We start from the raw sequence: 15,263 nt of genomic DNA on the forward strand, positions 1-15,263 counted from the left end.
TGTTCGCTAGTATGGCACGAGCACATAGTCGTAGCGGCCAAAACTGTCCGACCATTCCACACCAACACCGCGGTAGTAGCTCGGACATTGTCGCCGCAAAGGTAGCCACGCAGGACGCGGGCCAGGCGAGCGATCGGACCAGCCGAAACTGGCGTTTTCGTCGTACGATCCGACATCCATTTCCAAACGGGTTTCGCAAGGCCCTTCGCGTTCCCGCACTTTGTAGCTGTAGTGACGGACGTGCCACACCCGTATGGATCGGACTACATCGAAATCAGGAGTTGATAGATTCACGTTTGCCAACGTGGGCTCAGAGAGGGCAGGGGAACCGGCGCCGACAGTTGCCAACGGTTTTTCGCTTGTTCCAAGCGGCACCAATTCCAAGGTATCAGAGACATCGAGCGACGACCAAGACTCTTGAGAGTAAGTGACATCTATAACTTGAGGGGTCTTGCCGTATGTCCCGGGAAATTCAGGAAGCGGGTTGGCACTTGATGATTTGATGGCATCGAGGCGCTGCATGGGTGACATGTCGGCAGAACCAGAAGTCACGCCCATTGGGCATCGCCAGAGTTGAAGCGGCGGTTCGACCGGCAGGGGGGTGATACGCCGGATGAACTCGGCTCGAGCGGCATTGCAATCTGGTGAACTGGGCCACCCTCCAGCAAGGCATAAGAAAATCGCACAGTCGATTGGGTAGGCGTAAGCCGGAGCGGTGAATCCAAGAGCGATGGCAGATGTGCATCCCAGTAGCTTCGGTCGAAACATGGTGTGGTCCTTTCGAGCAACGTGATTTCGTGGATCGTTTGCGCTGATTTCTGCAAAAAAGTTAGATCATCATATTTTCTGTTTTGCAAATTTTAAATTTTGCAGTATTGAAATTACCAGATCAGAACTTTCGGAGAATTCGAAAGAATGCAAGAAGTCGTCCTATAGGGGGACGACCATGCCGCACAGAAAGAACTTTCCATTGATCACCCAAGGTGAAGCACGAGACCTTGATGCATCAGGTAAGGACTATGAGTTTCGGTATGACCTAGTCGAGCTGGGGCAAAATGGACGTCCGCAATATATTTGCATTTACCGCTATGACGGTAAGGACAACGTCCTCATCTCCGAGAGGGCAACGTCCCAAGGGGTTGTGCCCAGAAGACTGTCACTGTTTCCGGGTCTCTTCAATTTTCACAGCCGGTTTAGGCAGGGCAGCGACATTACTCTCCACAACGACCTCACCATCACGACAGATGGTGTGCGGGGGCAGATCAACCTGGATTTCGACAAGGAAGAAGACGAGGACTGACGTCGCACTGCCTTCAGTTCGTTCCGAGAACCGGAGTAGTAAGGCCCTGCTAATGGGCAATTTGGGTCGAGCCTCTCACCAGTCTGGTTTTGCTATTCCGACGGGAGGGCAAGCCGGATGAAAGTGGCTCTTTCTTTGATAGCATTGCTGGTCGGTGCGGCGATCCTGGCGGATCTGGTCGGGTATCGGAAATCGACATTGAAGGTATCAGCTTCCGACGTGATCATCGTCGACGGCGATACAATTGACTATGGCCGTGACAGCTATCGTCTTGTGGGTTTCGATGCGCCCGAAACCTACAAACCGCAGTGTGCCGCCGAAAAAGCGTTGGGTTTGAAAGCCAAGATCCGGCTTACTGAACTCATCCAAACAGCCGGGCACATTAACCTCGAAATCGAAGACGACGTCGACAGGCACGGCCGCTTCCTGGCGGTCGGTCAGGTAGATGGACGCAATGTTGCCAAGATCCTCATTTCTGAGGGTCTCGCGCGAGAATACTGGGGCGGCAAACGCCGGTCCTGGTGCGCATGAGCTGAAAGACTGGAAACTAGAATGCAGCAGGAGGAAGAGAACTAAATCGAGCAGTTAACGGCCCTGTCGGTTGCGCCAACAACTGACAGGGCCAGAGACGCCCCAAAGCCATCCGGGGCAATTCTCGCGCATCAAGAGAAAACCGTAACGATGAAGAAAACAGCAAACCCCGATGCTGTTCCTAAAAAGGACAGCATAGCGGCGGAGTCAATCACATTGACTTCCGTAGACCAGCACACGCCTCGGCCAGCTTTGAAGCCTCTATCGGGTTCCGAAGATTGCAAGATGTCAATATTGGCCAAAACGGCGGGCGGTTGCGCCCCGCGTAATCCGTTTTATGTTAATTACGTCAGTAGTGCTGACCCTTTGCGAACTCTGAATACAGCTGTTCTACGCGTTGGCCCAACCGAAGGATGTCGACCGGCAGCGCCCCGGCAATTACTGATCCGAGAGTATGCCCACGCCCGCCAGTCGTGTTCGCGCGCAGTGCAGAATAATGGAAGCGGCGGCTGCTCACTCAATGTTCAGACCAAAGCCGAGAAGCCGCCGCACCAAAGAGATGAAAGGCCAAGCCCTTGACTCTCTATCTCTGGCAGAAGCCGCTTAACCCCGATAGTGCAACAGGTCAAACCTGCCTGTCACAGGCACACAAATCCGGTGATCGCGTTGAATGCCGATGTCGGGTTCCGGCGCCACCCATGTATGTCGCTGCCGTTGGCGGCAGGTTCATCGTCAAACGTATGCCCGGCACCGGGCCCGATCACGCAGTCGGTTGCCCGTCATTCCTGCCACCCGAGGAATTGTCGGGACTGGCGCAGATCCATGCGACGGCCATCACCGAAGATCCTGACGATGGCACCACCACACTTAAACTGGGTTTTCCGCTGCGCAAGAACAGCAAAAGCCGGACCGCCCCGGAACAGACAGGCGCAAAGCCAACCGAGGCCAAGGCCGCGCCACGCAAGCTGACGATCACAAGCGTTCTGCACTTCCTTTGGCATGAGGCGGAACTGGACAAATGGTATCCGAGAATGGAAGGAAAGCGGTTCTGGGGTGTGATCCATCATGCCCTGCGCCGGGCTGCGGCGGCGAAGATCGTCAAGGGTCAGGATCTGGCCCGCATCCTCTATGTCCCGGAATTTTTCAAACTCGACGACAAGCCCCAGATCGCCGCCAGACGGAACCAAGTCTTTGCAAACCTGCGTCATGCCGGGCGCGGCGCAACCCCGCTTGGCCTCGTGATCGCGGAATACAAGGGTATGGAACCTACCGCCCATGGCGCGCGCTTCATTTTTAAACATGCGCCTGACTGCGCGTTCTTCGCGGACGCCGATCTGGCCGCGAAGTTCGACAAGGTGTTTGGGGATCAATTGCGGCTCCTTGAAGCGATGGGGTCCGGCCATGCCATCCTGATCGCCAGCTTTTCTATCGCCAAAGCGGGTTATCCGGTTCTGCATGAAATCGGAATGATGCTGGTGACGGAGAACTGGATTCCGTTTGAAGGGTTGCGCGAGTTGGAGGTGCTGAATGCGCTGACCGAACAGTCCCGTGCCTTCCAGAAACAGATGCGGTTCAACCTACCTGCTGATGCGCCAATCGCCTCCGCCGTACTGCTGGACACGGCAGATCCTATTGCCGTCTTTGTTGCAGACAACCCCGACGATGCCGGGGCGCTGGCACTTCTCACCAAAGCCTCTGAAGAAGGCCGGTATGCGAGCTGGTGCTGGTTTGACGATAGGCCGATGAGCCCGTTCCCGCATCGTGGCGCGTCCCTCTCGAGCCATCACTCACGAACACCGGAGGGGCACGTGGGCGAAACTGTAGGCAGTGCAGACGGTCAAAACGTGGCCAAAAGAGATCCCGAGGACGCCTATGGAGTCCCTCCCCGCCGACAGGACGATGTCGCGACGGAGAGGGATGCTAATCAAACTACATTTGGGATGGGGTTCGACCAGCAAGCTCCCCCTACTTCAACCTCCGCAATGTCACAAAAGAACAGTCGGCCCACATGAAAAACGTGTTCAAACCGTTGCTGATTAGCCTCCCTTTTATCGCAGCACTCGCATCGTCTGCCCATGCGCAGAACGACGAGGCCGCAATTTGCGCGAGCCGTAATGGCCCGCTGCTGAGTGGAGGGCGCTTGCTCTGCGCGACCGCCCCCGCCCGCACCTGCCTGGAACCCGCATTCCGGGCAGGTGCAATGGTTTGCTTGCACTATGAGGATGGCGGCAATTCTGAACAGGTCGTCTCAAGGAACGCAATCCCGCGTGCCAAAGGCGAGTGGGCAGCTGAAGCGGAACGCGCCGCCAAACGCCACGGTGTTCCGGTGACGCTGTTTCATGCGCTGGTCCATCAGGAAAGCCGCTGGAATGCGAAAGCGGTCAGCCCCAAAGGCGCACTGGGATTGGCGCAGCTGATGCCACCCACCGCCGCGGCTCTTGGCGTCGATCCGCATGACCCGGTGCAAAACCTCGATGGCGGCGCGCGGTATCTCAAAGCCATGTTCCTGAAATTTGGCACATGGCGGCTGGCGCTGGCCGCATACAACGCCGGACCTGGTGCCGTGGAACGCTATGAAGGCGTCCCGCCCTATTCGGAGACCACCCACTACGTCGCAACCGTTCTCGAAGGGGCCGGGCTGCCGCCCGACGCCTGATCCTCTCAGTTCAAGGAGACTATCTTACATGAATCGCAACCCTCAAAACGTCGCCTTGCTGGCCGCGCTGGCCCTCGTGGCGTTCAGCAGCCCGGCCATGGCGCAATCTCTGTTTGATGCGCCGGTGTCCATCCTGACCCAAATCCGAACCTTTGTGACCGGCGCTAATGGTATTCTGCTCGGTGGTGCAGCCATTGCGCTGGCTGGGATCTCGGCCGCCAGCCCACGCGTGCCGGTCACATGGGGCCATTTCTTTGTGATCCTCGTCGTACTGGGCATCTTCTACGGTGCGTTTGGCATTGCCGAAGCCATTCAGGGATTTGCGACCTGATGAGCGACGATAACCGCATATTCCAGGCTATTACCCGGCCCTCTGAACGGGCCGGGATGCCTATGACGTTTCACATTGTGGCGCTCAGCATCCCTCTGATGACGTTTATCATGACCCAGGGCTTTTTGGGCTTCTGGGGATTGCTCGCCATCGCGCCATCATACGCCGCTGCCCGCTGGATCGTGAGTGTCGACCCGTATCTGCCGGATCACGTAGCAACCATGGCCGACTGCAAACTGTTCACAAAAAACAAGCCCTTCTGGGGCGGCAATTCTTACGCCGGAGACTGACATGAACATGCACCCGGAGATTCAAAAGGCCATGCCGTCCGCGCGCCGCGCCGCGCGAGAGGTGCCAGCGACCACCCATATCCCGTTTGTGCGCTTCCTGTCGGATGGGACATTCACCACCCGCAACGGGGATTTGGTGGCAGTGTTGGAACTCACCGGATTCATCCACGAAACCGCAGACCGGGCGGCAATCAAGGCCGCCAATGATACGCTCGCCCGGCTCGCCTCCAGCTTTGAAGACAATCGGACAGCGTTCTACAGCCATATCATCCGTACCAAAATCCAACTAGCCGATACGCTGCCGCCTGTAGGCGAGCCCGCTTTCTCTGCAAAGCTGGACAAGCACTACCGAGACCAGCTGGACCAGATTGAGACCTATCAACTGCGCCACTTCCTGACGATCGTGCGCCGCCCTTACACCAGCGGCAAGCGGCTGCTCGATGCCGGGTTGCGGTCTCTACGATCAGCAACAACCGACCCGGCAACAAGTGCAGCCCGCGAACAGAACCGCAAAGCCCTGCATATGGCCGCAGAACAGGCGATGCGGGATCTGTCGGTGTTTGGTGCGCGGAGGCTCACGGGAACAGAGGCGGATCGTAGCCGCACGCTGTCATTCCTCTCGATGCTGCAAAGCGGGATTTGGCAAAAGGCCCCGTCCGTCTGGACCCATCTGGCCGATGCCGTTCCAAACGGGCGCATCACTTTCCGCAAAGATCATGTTCACAGCCTGTCACCGGGCGGGGACAAGGATCGTTTTGCCGCGGTATTTGCGGTCAACGCATATCCCGAACGGTCTAAATACTATATGTTCGATGAGCTTTTTGGTGAGCGCTGCGAGTTCATTGCGACCCAATGCTACGCGCCGATGGATCGCATCTCGGGCGGCACAAAGATCCGTGACGCCAAGAGGGGTATGGAAGACGCGGGCGACGAGGCGGAGTCGCTGCAAAAGGATCTGAATGAGGCGCGCGACGCGGTTGCCTCCCGTGCCATGTCCATTGGGCGGCATCACTTCACGGTTTCTGTTCTGGGTGACACGCGCGACGAGATGGAAGACACGGCCACACGGGTGAACTCCTGTCTGACGGGCGCGGACCTGCGCACGAGGCGCGAAGATATCGGGTTGGAAGCGGCCTGGTGGGCGCAGCTGCCCGGCAACTTCGCCTATCAGACCCGAAGCAAAAAGCGCTTTGTGTCCGACAAGAACTTTGCCGATTTCGCCAACCTGCATTCCTGGCCGACGGGATCGCGGAAAAAACTGCGTTGGGGCGGACCTATTGCCGCGTTCCGGACGCTGGGCGGTACGCCCTATTGGTTCTCATTCCACCGCGAGGGGTCTGACAAATCCAAGGGACCAGGAACCACGGCCATCTTTGGGGCGACCGGTGAAGGCAAAACCCTGCTGGCGAACTTCCTGATGTCCAGCTGCTACCGCCTGCCCCAACACCCACACCTTATTGCCTTTGACAAAGACCGGGGATCGGAAACCTTCATTCGAGCCATTGGCGGCACGTACCTTCAACTGCAATCCGGCATGAACCTCGGCTTCAACCCGTTTGCTGTCGCCACAGATGAAGTTGGGATCGAATGGCTTGAAGGTTTCATTCAACGCCTGACGGGTGCGGATAAACTGACCCCGGAACAAGAGCGGCGGATTGCCACCGGCTTGCGCCGCCTTGCTTCGGGTGATCCGCCCCTGCGCACATTCTCGGATTTTGCCGATACGCTGCGGTCTGTCGATGATGCCGACGCGCCGGTGCAGCTGCTCGATGCGCTTAGCAAGTGGCATGGAACCGGCAATCGCGCATGGCTCTTTGACAATGCGGAAGACAGTTTCAGCCTCGATCAGGCCGTGACCGCATTTGACATGACGGCACTGCTCAAGGCTTCTGATATCCGATTGCCCCTGCTGGATTACCTGTTCTACCGGATCGAGCGCAATTTGGCGGAAGGCAAGCCGCTGATCATCATGGTGGATGAGGCGTGGGCTTTGTTTGACGATCCCCGGTTTGGCCCCCGTATCCGAGACTGGATCAAAACCATCCGAAAGCTGGATGGCATTCTTGTGTTCATGACGCAGGAAACGTCAGACGCGGCCAAATCCTCAATATCGGACACGCTGATCCAGTCGACGGAAAACCGCATCTTCTTTGCCAACCCCAAAGCGGATCGCAAAACCTATGTTGATGCGTTCCGGCTCACTGAGGCCGAATTCAGCGCGATTTCATCCATGCCACCCAAATCCCGTCTGGTGCTGATCAATGACGGAGACGGGTCAGCCGTTGTATCAACGCGGCTTGAGCTTCCCGAGCAATTTTACCGCGTGTTGTCTGCCACCGGCGACAGCGTTGCCGAGATGGACCAGCTGCGCGCCGAGCATGGCGAGGATGGCTGGCTCGATGCCTTCATGACCCCCAAAGCCCCTTGAGGAGACCTCCCAATGATCCGCACATGCCTTTTCCTTACCTTCGGCCTGCCGGTTCTCGGAGCCTGCACCATTACCGGTGATGCTCTCGATCCGCCCCGCGAGCTGAAGGCCAATTGCAACATCGCAGACGCAGAGCCGGTCCCCCAAACCGGCCTTGCCACCACCCCGCCGCTCAGCATCGAAAAAATCTGATCCCGCCCCTGAAAGGACAAGACAATGAAGACCATTCTCAAAAGCACCTCCGCGGTTGTTGCCCTTGCACTGGCCGGATTCATCGGAATAGCCGACACAGCCCAAGCACAGGGTGTTCCAACCTTCAGCGCGGCGGAACATGCAGAGCTGATCGCGTTGCTCAATTCCAGCGGCGAAATGGTTGGTCTGAACACCGAGATCCTGGATAATGCCCTGTTGCAGCTGAATGAACTTCAGGAACAGTTGCGCCAGGCGCGAGCAACGCACAATGCCATCACTGGCGCCCGCGAAACGATCGGCAACCTGTTCAACGGCGATATCACCCCGCGCAAGCTGTCCTCGTCGCTGTCCACGCTCTCGATGACCGGTAATTCGGTGAACAACCGCCTGAGCAACCACATGGAAGGACTGAAGGTGGATTTTCAGCCGTTGGACGGACTGCGTGCGTTGGGCCGTGCTGCGGAAGACCCGGTGACGAAATCACATGACCTTCTGTCTGGCGCGAGCTTCGCCGGCCTCGCCATTGCCGAGGAAGGCTTTGCCGGAGCCGGGGAAGCGATGGAGCGTTATGACGGCTACCGTGAGCAGATTTCCGCGACCGATGATCTGAAAGCTAGCATCGACCTGAATACACGCATAGCGATTGAGAACGGCATGATGCTCGCCACTTTGTTGCAGACCCTCTCTGCACAAGGTCAGCTGGACGCCGCAATCGTAAACCAGCGCCTGCGCGGACAGGACATCGTCGCGCGTCAGGCGTACAGACCTGAAGGATCAAACTGATGCGCTTTACCGCTCACACGCTTCTTATCGCAGCAACCGTCGCCACCACTCTGGCGGCGGACCAACCTGCATTGGCTTTGACGGCTGAGGAGAAGCGAGAACAAACCCGGCTGTCAAAGGCACAGGGCGTATCTCTGCGGCGTGAGTCAGCTGTGCGGCGTTTCGCATACGCGGAGAAATGCGAAGCTGCATTTGAGGCTGGTGAACCTATGCCAGAGGTTGATTTCTACATCAAAGAAGACTTCGGAATCGACGACGATCTGATGGGCATGACTTTCGACGAAATCCTCGAAGAGTCCGCCCGTGCGTCGGCTGAGGAACGGTCTTCTGAAAAAGCCTGGAAGGCTTGTGTAGTCAAATACCGAAAAGGGGATGGTGGCTCATGAGCATCAGAGATTTTCTGGTTGGCACAGATCAAAGCTTTGACAACTTAATAAACGGCGGGTCGCAACAGGTGTTCCAGGCGCTTGCGACACCCAGCGCCGAGTTTCTTACGATGCTCGCCGGGGCCGCGCTGTCGGTCTGGGCGGCTACGGCAGCATATCGAGGCAGTTTTTCCCTCGACGGTTTTATAATGTTTTTGTTTCGGTTCACGCTATTCTACTCGGCCGTTTCGGGAGGTGCGCTTTGGACCCAATATATCTTCCCCTTCATTACGCAATTCCCGGTAAATGTCGGTAACACGATTATCAGTTCTTTCGGGGGTACCGGGAATGCTGGTGGTGTGGCCACTGCTTTTGCAGATGTCGCGGAGACCTCATTCGACAACATCGTCGCTGCCTTGGGATCCTATGGTGTAACGGATTACATCGCCGGCGACGCGCTCGGTGTGCTGTTGTTTGCATTGCTAGCGGCTGGCGCGATATTGGCGATGATTATCATCGCACTTGCTCTCCTGATCGCTTCAAAAGTTCTGTTGGCGATACTTCTGGCGATCTTCCCGGTGTTGGCTGTTTGGGCCTATCTCCGCAGTTCGGCGGAAATCTTCAACGGTTGGGTGCGCGGCGTTACCATGCTGGTTCTTTTCCAGGTTCTGCTCTTTGGTGTCATGGGAATATCGCTGGCAGCAACTGGGGATGTATCTCAGGCAGTTTCAAATGGCGTGCGTTCTGGCACAGATGTTCCACTGGAAATGTTCAAGCTCGCGGGTATCAGCGGAATCACAGCGGGATTGCTTCTGATCTGTCCGATGATCGCGCAACGGATCGGTGGCGCGGCTTTGAACCTCGGCGAGTCTCAGATCAGAGGCGCTGGCGAACATGGTGCAAAACTTCTCGGAGGCAGGCTACTTGGCGGTGGCTCGGGTGGGAACAACCTAGGCGACGTCTCCAACCAGCGGGCCAGTGCTGCAAATGAGGCCGACAGGCCATCCGCAACAGAGGCAAACAACCAGCGCATTCGGGATACTGTAAGGCGCGGGGCTGAACGCATGGCCGAAGACGCACGACGGCGCAGAAGCTGATCAAAACTCATTGAAATCATTGGCGGGCTGGCCCCGCATCAGACGAGGAGTCACCAGATGCAACATGCAGCGGCAGATTTGAGGCCCGATCCGCTCAATCCTGACGGGCAGTATCAGGGCTCTCCCCTGCCCGATACGACCCCAATTCATGAAGGCCACGACTGCTGGGAAGAGGAAATGTATCTCTCTATGCGGCGCAGGACAAAACTGGCCTATATCGTGGCCGGGGTTGGCGCGCTCATTGGCGTGATGGGCGTTGCGGCCGTCATGGGGCTGACTCCTCTCAAACAGGTCGTGCCCATCACAATGACGGTCGACAAGCATACCGGCCTGGTCAACGTGGAGTCCCGTCTGGGTGATCTGACACTGGACGATGACGAGTATGTCACGCAGGCGCTGTTGTTCCAGTATACCCGCGACCGGGAAACTTATGATGTACATGATCAGCGCGACCGGCTGACCGATGTGTACCAGCGAACCTGTGGCGGGGCCGCAGAGGATCTGGCCGCGCTCTATGACGAGGACAATCCCAACAGCCCAATGAACATCTACGGCAACTATGGGCGCGTTGATGTCCGTATTCGGTCTGTCACGCTGAACAACTCAAACTCGGCGACGCTGCGCATCACGAAAAGCGCTCGCCAACAACAGGGCGCTCCGGTCACGACGCGGAACTTTGTGGTGACGATGGGGTACGAGTTCGACCGCACCGGAAACATGACACTGGAAGAACGTTGGAACAACCCAACCGGATTTTGTGTCGCCAATTACCGACTGGATGAGGAGGCGCGATAATGCTGCGTTTAATTTGCACTATTGCTGTGATGCTGGCGCTTGGCGCGGCCTCTGTTTCAGCTGAACAACAAGGGCGGGGCACCCGCACCGACGCGCGTGTCCGGACCCTGGTTTATCATCCCGACGAGGTTTACAAGATCAATGTTTCACGGGGGTATGCTCTCAGCATTCACCTCCAGGAAGGTGAACAGATGGTCGATGAGGTCCGGGGCGATCCGAAGACCTGGGACTTTATCCCTCTGACCGCTGGCAACGGCTTTGTCCTGAAGGCCAAACATGCCACTTCGCAGGCGAGCAACCTCATTTTGCAAACCAACCTGCGCAGCTATGTGTTTCTCCTTCAGGCGCATGATGCCGGTCCACCTGATAATGTCGGGTTTCTCTATCGGTTCAGCTATCCGGATCAGAAAAAGGGATTCAAACCGCGACAGGCTGGTAACATCCAGACGGCATTCAACACCACCGGGCGGCCTGCCAATCTGCAATACAGCGCAAGCGGTGATAGGTTGTTGCGGCCAGAAGTGGCCTTTGATGATGGGCGCAAGACCTATCTGCGCCTGAAACAGCAAAGCGTGCGGCCTGCCGTCTTTGCCATGGACGCCAAAGGGCGCGAACGTCTGGTCAACTCAACGGATCTGGCCGATGGCACCATTGTTGTCACCGGTGTTTATCCGCGCCTGGTTCTGCGAGACGGGCCATATGTGGTCTGCGTGTTCAACATCCCCCTCTATGAAATCGACCAGAACCGCGACCCGAATAAGCCCCGCAGGGTTTCGTCATCAACGTCACAGCGCAATTCAAGTCATGGTGGGGAGAACCGCTGATGTCTGAGAAAAACAAACTGCTTGAGAACCGCATCGAAGGCTCTGAGGAGGAAAAACGCGGCCTGAACCTGCCCATGATCCTCGGCATCAGCGCATTCGTTGCCTTTGTTGGCCTGTTCTTCTGGATCAACAGTGGCGGGGATGAAACCGGCCGACGCGGCAGCATCATTCCCGAAGTCAACGAGACACCGGACCAGCGCAATCAGGGCGGCACCCTTTTTGGAGCCGTGCCAACGGAACCTTTGCCCCAGGTCGAACAAGAGCCAGACCCGCGCGTTGCCATTCTGGAGGCTGAGCTGGCGGAATTGCGCAAGTTAATCAAAGCAGCGCAGGCCGAGGCACCTGTTGAGGAGGCCGCCCCGCAAGCGCCCGCCTCGGATCTGGACGCGGCGGCCCTCGCAGCGCTCGAAAAACGCACCGCGCGACAAGAAAAGGCCCTTGAAGCGTTCCTGAAGAAGCTGGAAGAGGATCGGCTTGCGGATGAGCGCCGGCAACGGGAACTGCTCGCGCGGATTCAAGCGAACAGGCCGATTACAGAACCGGGCCAAGCGTCTGAACCGGCACAGCAAGGCGATGCGGTACAGGATGCCGTTGCGGCTGAAGAAGATCGGTTGACCCAGCCTTTGACCAATAGCCTTGGGCGCAGTGCTGCCGGGGCGGGTGCTGGTGATGGCTCGAATACCAGCACGGGCAACGATTTCCTCGATGCCGCCGCCTCGCGTATCGTCCAGACAGCGCGGGCAACCCAGTTGCAGGATGTGCATCGCCTGATCACGCAAGGCACCATGATTCCGGGTGTTCTGGATACAGCAATATCGTCCGATCTTCCCGGTGAATTGAAAGCCACCATAAGCCGGGATGTGTGGTCAGCGGATGCAACCACGATTCTGATCCCCAAAGGCTCAACGCTGATTGGTGAATATTCGTCGGATATCTCCCTTGGTCAGCGCCGGGTTCTGGTGGCCTGGAACCGGGTGATCACGACGGATAAGCGTTCCATCATGATCGGCTCGCGCGGCGTCGACGGTCTGGGCCGCGCCGGTCTGACTGGCAATGTGCAGCACCACTTTGGCCTCAAGTTTGAAGCGGCGTTCTTTATCTCGATCTTCTCGGGGATTTCCAGCTTCGGAAATCGCACTTTGAGCGAGAACGATCTGTCCACCGGAACCGATGGCTTTGCGAATTCCGGTCAGGATGCCTTTGAGGAGTACCTGTCGATCCCGCCGACAATCTGGGTGAATCAGGGGGAGAACATCAACGTGTTCGTATCGCGAGACCTCTATATGTGACGCCTTGAGCATCATTCCAAGCGGGGCGCAACACGGGTTGTGCCCCGCAGCGTTTTCGAGCTTTCCATCCCTTAACACTCTTGTCCTGAAGGAGAGTGCCATGAGCACCATACAGGCAAAGACCCACCTTCCCTATACGATAGCAGTTGGCGTCCTCAGCATCCCGCTCTGGGCTGCGCTGTTGATAGCCTGGAAGGTGAATGGCGATATTGAAACATGGCGGCCCTGGTTGCTGCTCAGCCAGCGCAACACGCTGCACCAGAAGGATTGGGACCTGGTACTCTGGGGTGGCATCACGCTTGGATTGATGACCGGCGCGGGCCTTGCCTATCTCTTTGGCGGCATGGTGTTTGGCGTGACCGCAACCGATGCGCATGGGGATGCACGCTGGGCCACCGCCAAAGAGATCCGCGCGGCACGGTTGATCAGTGATTGGGGCCTGGTGCTTGGCAAGCTGGGCAAACCGGAGAAAAATGCGCCGCACCTGCGCGCTTATACAGATGATCAAGGAACGGTGCTTGTCTCGGGTCCGCCTCGATCCGGTAAAGGAGTTGGTATCGTTGTCCCCACTCTGCTCGACTATCCCGGTTCCCTGATCGTCTATGACGTCAAGGGCGAGCTTTTCGAAACCACGTCGCGGCGACGGTTGGCAAAAAGCGACAAGGTGCGGGTCCTGTCGCCGTTCGATGTGCAGTTCCCCAACAATCCGGATGGCTCGCTTGTAGGTCGGTCGCACAGCTTCAACCCGCTGGTTGAGATTGCGGCAATGGATGACCTGGAGGACCGGCTTGTACGTATCTCTGAAATCAGCGCGGCACTGTTGGCCCCTAAAAGCACAACCGGCGCTGAGGCGTCTTTGATGGAAGATGCACAGGAAATTTTTGAAGCCGCGGCGGCAATCGTCTGCAATGAACCTGAACCGTCGCTTGGGCGCGTCCTGCAGGTGCTGACGCCGGAAGTGGCAGGCGATGATGAGATACCGGATTATAAGGGCATGTTTGCCGCCCTCGCCCCGCGCGCGCCAGATCCTGTTTCAAAGGGCGCGATGCTGCGTATGGCGGGCCAGGACAACAAACAGCTGGGGATCTACCTGTCGGTGCTGATGGGCGGGGGCCTGAATGCCTGGCGCAACCCTGCGATCGTGCGCGCCACAAAGGCCAATGACTTCGACTTTCAATCGATGCGTTGGGAACCTCAAACCTGCTACATCTCGATTCCGGAGGCGCATAAGCAGGTCTCCCGTCCTCTGGTGCGTCTGTTCATCCAGTGCGCCATCAACGCGCTGCGTCGACGGCTCATGGCCTCAAATGAGGATTTCCTGCCGGTTCTGTTTCTGATCGATGAGTTTCATTCGCTGGGGAGAATGCAAGGCGTCCTCGATGCTGTGACCACCCTGCCCGGCTATGGCGGTCGGTTGTGCCTGATCGTGCAATCGCCGGCGTCGCTGCGGGAACACTATGGGCAGGCCGGGGAAGAGATCTTGACCGAAAGTTCGCATCTGCATGTCTGGCTGACGCCCAACTCAGAAGAAACCAAGCAAAAGCTGTCCAAGGCGCTCGGCAACAAGACGGTGACGCAGAAATCCGTGTCGGGCCGTAACTGGTCGAAAGACCCCGGCCGGTCTGAAAGCTGGTCCGAGAAAAGCCGGGCGCTGCTCACCCCGGAAGAAATCGGCCGTCTGGGCAAGGAAGAGGTCATTATCACCGGCAAGGGCATGTTCCCGATCCGCACGCACCGGGTGTCGTTCTACAAAGACAATCGGTTCAAAGCCCTGAGTGACAGCCAGAAGGGCAAACCCTGGCCGGATGTGCCGGTAGTCAAGGATGGCGTTGTGACCCGGTATGATGAGTTCCTGAAAAGTGCCGGGTCGGCAAAATCGGATGAGGCCCAAGAACCGGAGCCTGAGCCTGTCGCCAAACCGCCCTTGTCGCGGCGTGCGGCTGTCACTGGACCACGCTCTTACGATCCACCCGGGTATGACGGATACCTTGATCAAGGTGTGGTCGGCTACGGATACTTCGAAGATCCGCGCGAGACGACCGATGACGAGGAAACAGCCGAGGACCGCCAGCTAACGCAAGCAATCAAAACGGTGAAAGCACCCAGCTTTGCGGACAACCTCGGCACCCTTTTGAATCTGGCCCCGGTCAGTTCGGACAGTGAGCCCGCACTTGCCGACCTGGCACATCGGCTCTCACCTGAAGAGCTGGTCAAAAGGCTGACGCCGCTGTTCAGCGGCGAAAACGCAATCATCAGTGGCCATTCGCTGCGTGGGGCATAAACTGGTAAGAAGCGGACAAAACCGACCTTGGTTTTTTCCTCTTCGCTGACGCAGCATCGCTTTGCACATGCGGCGGTTTCTTGCTGCGTTGCCGCCCATGT

At 57.6% G+C, this 15,263-nt stretch carries 16 protein-coding genes; 15 read left to right on the forward strand and 1 reads right to left on the reverse strand.

What is annotated here, in order from left to right; all coding sequences use genetic code 11:
• Nucleotides 1–6 precede the first annotated feature (6 nt).
• Nucleotides 7–558, reverse strand: coding sequence for a hypothetical protein (locus ACR0AO_RS21415; protein WP_480608310.1), 552 nt, complete (start codon nt 556–558; stop codon nt 7–9).
• 388 nt (nt 559–946) lie between these two features.
• Here ACR0AO_RS21415 and ACR0AO_RS21420 point away from each other — a divergent pair, with 388 nt between their 5' ends.
• From ACR0AO_RS21420 to ACR0AO_RS21490, 15 genes are all read left to right on the forward strand, one after another.
• Nucleotides 947–1,300, forward strand: a complete 354-nt coding sequence (locus ACR0AO_RS21420) for a hypothetical protein (RefSeq protein WP_170717111.1) — start codon at nt 947–949, stop codon at nt 1,298–1,300.
• Between the two features lie 117 nt (nt 1,301–1,417).
• Nucleotides 1,418–1,831: a thermonuclease family protein gene (locus tag ACR0AO_RS21425; RefSeq protein ID WP_480608314.1), complete on the forward strand. Its 414-nt coding sequence runs from the start codon at nt 1,418–1,420 to the stop codon at nt 1,829–1,831.
• 575 nt (nt 1,832–2,406) lie between these two features.
• Nucleotides 2,407–3,843, forward strand: coding sequence for a DUF1173 family protein (locus ACR0AO_RS21430; RefSeq protein ID WP_480608317.1), 1,437 nt, complete (start codon nt 2,407–2,409; stop codon nt 3,841–3,843).
• A 128-nt stretch (nt 3,844–3,971) separates the two neighbouring features.
• Nucleotides 3,972–4,487, forward strand: a complete 516-nt coding sequence (locus ACR0AO_RS21435) for a lytic transglycosylase domain-containing protein (RefSeq protein WP_480608319.1) — start codon at nt 3,972–3,974, stop codon at nt 4,485–4,487.
• A gap of 28 nt (nt 4,488–4,515) precedes the next feature.
• The gene (locus ACR0AO_RS21440) at nt 4,516–4,818 is read left to right on the forward strand and encodes a TrbC/VirB2 family protein (RefSeq protein WP_480608322.1); all 303 of its coding nucleotides are present in this window, start codon (nt 4,516–4,518) and stop codon (nt 4,816–4,818) included.
• Complete coding sequence (locus ACR0AO_RS21445; protein ID WP_480608325.1) at nt 4,818–5,108, forward strand: VirB3 family type IV secretion system protein; 291 nt, start codon at nt 4,818–4,820, stop codon at nt 5,106–5,108. The genes ACR0AO_RS21440 and ACR0AO_RS21445 overlap by 1 nt, the downstream gene beginning before the upstream one ends.
• 1 nt (nt 5,109) lies before the next feature.
• Complete coding sequence (locus ACR0AO_RS21450; protein WP_480608327.1) at nt 5,110–7,536, forward strand: VirB4 family type IV secretion/conjugal transfer ATPase; 2,427 nt, start codon at nt 5,110–5,112, stop codon at nt 7,534–7,536.
• Nucleotides 7,537–7,548: 12 nt separating this feature from the next.
• On the forward strand, nt 7,549–7,728 hold the full coding sequence (locus ACR0AO_RS21455; protein WP_480608329.1) for a hypothetical protein: 180 nt from the start codon (nt 7,549–7,551) through the stop codon (nt 7,726–7,728).
• A gap of 24 nt (nt 7,729–7,752) precedes the next feature.
• The gene (locus ACR0AO_RS21460; protein WP_480608332.1) at nt 7,753–8,511 is read left to right on the forward strand and encodes a type IV secretion system protein; all 759 of its coding nucleotides are present in this window, start codon (nt 7,753–7,755) and stop codon (nt 8,509–8,511) included.
• The gene (locus tag ACR0AO_RS21465; RefSeq protein WP_480608334.1) at nt 8,511–8,897 is read left to right on the forward strand and encodes a hypothetical protein; all 387 of its coding nucleotides are present in this window, start codon (nt 8,511–8,513) and stop codon (nt 8,895–8,897) included. The genes ACR0AO_RS21460 and ACR0AO_RS21465 overlap by 1 nt, the downstream gene beginning before the upstream one ends.
• Nucleotides 8,898–8,965: 68 nt before the next feature.
• Nucleotides 8,966–9,973 (forward strand): type IV secretion system protein, encoded by a 1,008-nt coding sequence (locus ACR0AO_RS21470; protein ID WP_480608337.1) that lies wholly within the window; start codon nt 8,966–8,968, stop codon nt 9,971–9,973.
• Between the two features lie 57 nt (nt 9,974–10,030).
• Nucleotides 10,031–10,768: a VirB8 family type IV secretion system protein gene (locus ACR0AO_RS21475; RefSeq protein ID WP_480608339.1), complete on the forward strand. Its 738-nt coding sequence runs from the start codon at nt 10,031–10,033 to the stop codon at nt 10,766–10,768.
• On the forward strand, nt 10,768–11,592 hold the full coding sequence (locus ACR0AO_RS21480) for a TrbG/VirB9 family P-type conjugative transfer protein (protein ID WP_480608342.1): 825 nt from the start codon (nt 10,768–10,770) through the stop codon (nt 11,590–11,592). The genes ACR0AO_RS21475 and ACR0AO_RS21480 overlap by 1 nt, the downstream gene beginning before the upstream one ends.
• Nucleotides 11,592–12,881, forward strand: coding sequence for a TrbI/VirB10 family protein (locus tag ACR0AO_RS21485; protein ID WP_480608345.1), 1,290 nt, complete (start codon nt 11,592–11,594; stop codon nt 12,879–12,881). The genes ACR0AO_RS21480 and ACR0AO_RS21485 overlap by 1 nt, the downstream gene beginning before the upstream one ends.
• 100 nt (nt 12,882–12,981) lie before the next feature.
• Complete coding sequence (locus ACR0AO_RS21490) at nt 12,982–15,162, forward strand: type IV secretory system conjugative DNA transfer family protein (RefSeq protein WP_480608348.1); 2,181 nt, start codon at nt 12,982–12,984, stop codon at nt 15,160–15,162.
• The last annotated feature ends 101 nt before the right edge of the window (nt 15,163–15,263 follow it).

This window comes from Ruegeria sp. AF8, from assembly GCF_056541825.1.

Bases quoted from the DNA above. Each gene is read 5' to 3' on its own strand.
- ACR0AO_RS21490 (WP_480608348.1), top strand. From the start codon at position 12,982: ATGAGCACCATACAGGCAAAGACCCACCTTCCCTATACGATAGCAGTT.
- ACR0AO_RS21445 (WP_480608325.1), top strand. From the start codon at position 4,818: ATGAGCGACGATAACCGCATATTCCAGGCTATTACCCGGCCCTCTGAA.
- ACR0AO_RS21455 (WP_480608329.1), top strand. From the start codon at position 7,549: ATGATCCGCACATGCCTTTTCCTTACCTTCGGCCTGCCGGTTCTCGGA.
- ACR0AO_RS21465 (WP_480608334.1), top strand. From the start codon at position 8,511: ATGCGCTTTACCGCTCACACGCTTCTTATCGCAGCAACCGTCGCCACC.
- ACR0AO_RS21450 (WP_480608327.1), top strand. From the start codon at position 5,110: ATGAACATGCACCCGGAGATTCAAAAGGCCATGCCGTCCGCGCGCCGC.
- ACR0AO_RS21475 (WP_480608339.1), top strand. From the start codon at position 10,031: ATGCAACATGCAGCGGCAGATTTGAGGCCCGATCCGCTCAATCCTGAC.
- ACR0AO_RS21440 (WP_480608322.1), top strand. From the start codon at position 4,516: ATGAATCGCAACCCTCAAAACGTCGCCTTGCTGGCCGCGCTGGCCCTC.
- ACR0AO_RS21485 (WP_480608345.1), top strand. From the start codon at position 11,592: ATGTCTGAGAAAAACAAACTGCTTGAGAACCGCATCGAAGGCTCTGAG.
- ACR0AO_RS21425 (WP_480608314.1), top strand. From the start codon at position 1,418: ATGAAAGTGGCTCTTTCTTTGATAGCATTGCTGGTCGGTGCGGCGATC.
- ACR0AO_RS21480 (WP_480608342.1), top strand. From the start codon at position 10,768: ATGCTGCGTTTAATTTGCACTATTGCTGTGATGCTGGCGCTTGGCGCG.
- ACR0AO_RS21460 (WP_480608332.1), top strand. From the start codon at position 7,753: ATGAAGACCATTCTCAAAAGCACCTCCGCGGTTGTTGCCCTTGCACTG.
- ACR0AO_RS21415 (WP_480608310.1), bottom strand. From the start codon at position 558: ATGGGCGTGACTTCTGGTTCTGCCGACATGTCACCCATGCAGCGCCTC.
- ACR0AO_RS21420 (WP_170717111.1), top strand. From the start codon at position 947: ATGCCGCACAGAAAGAACTTTCCATTGATCACCCAAGGTGAAGCACGA.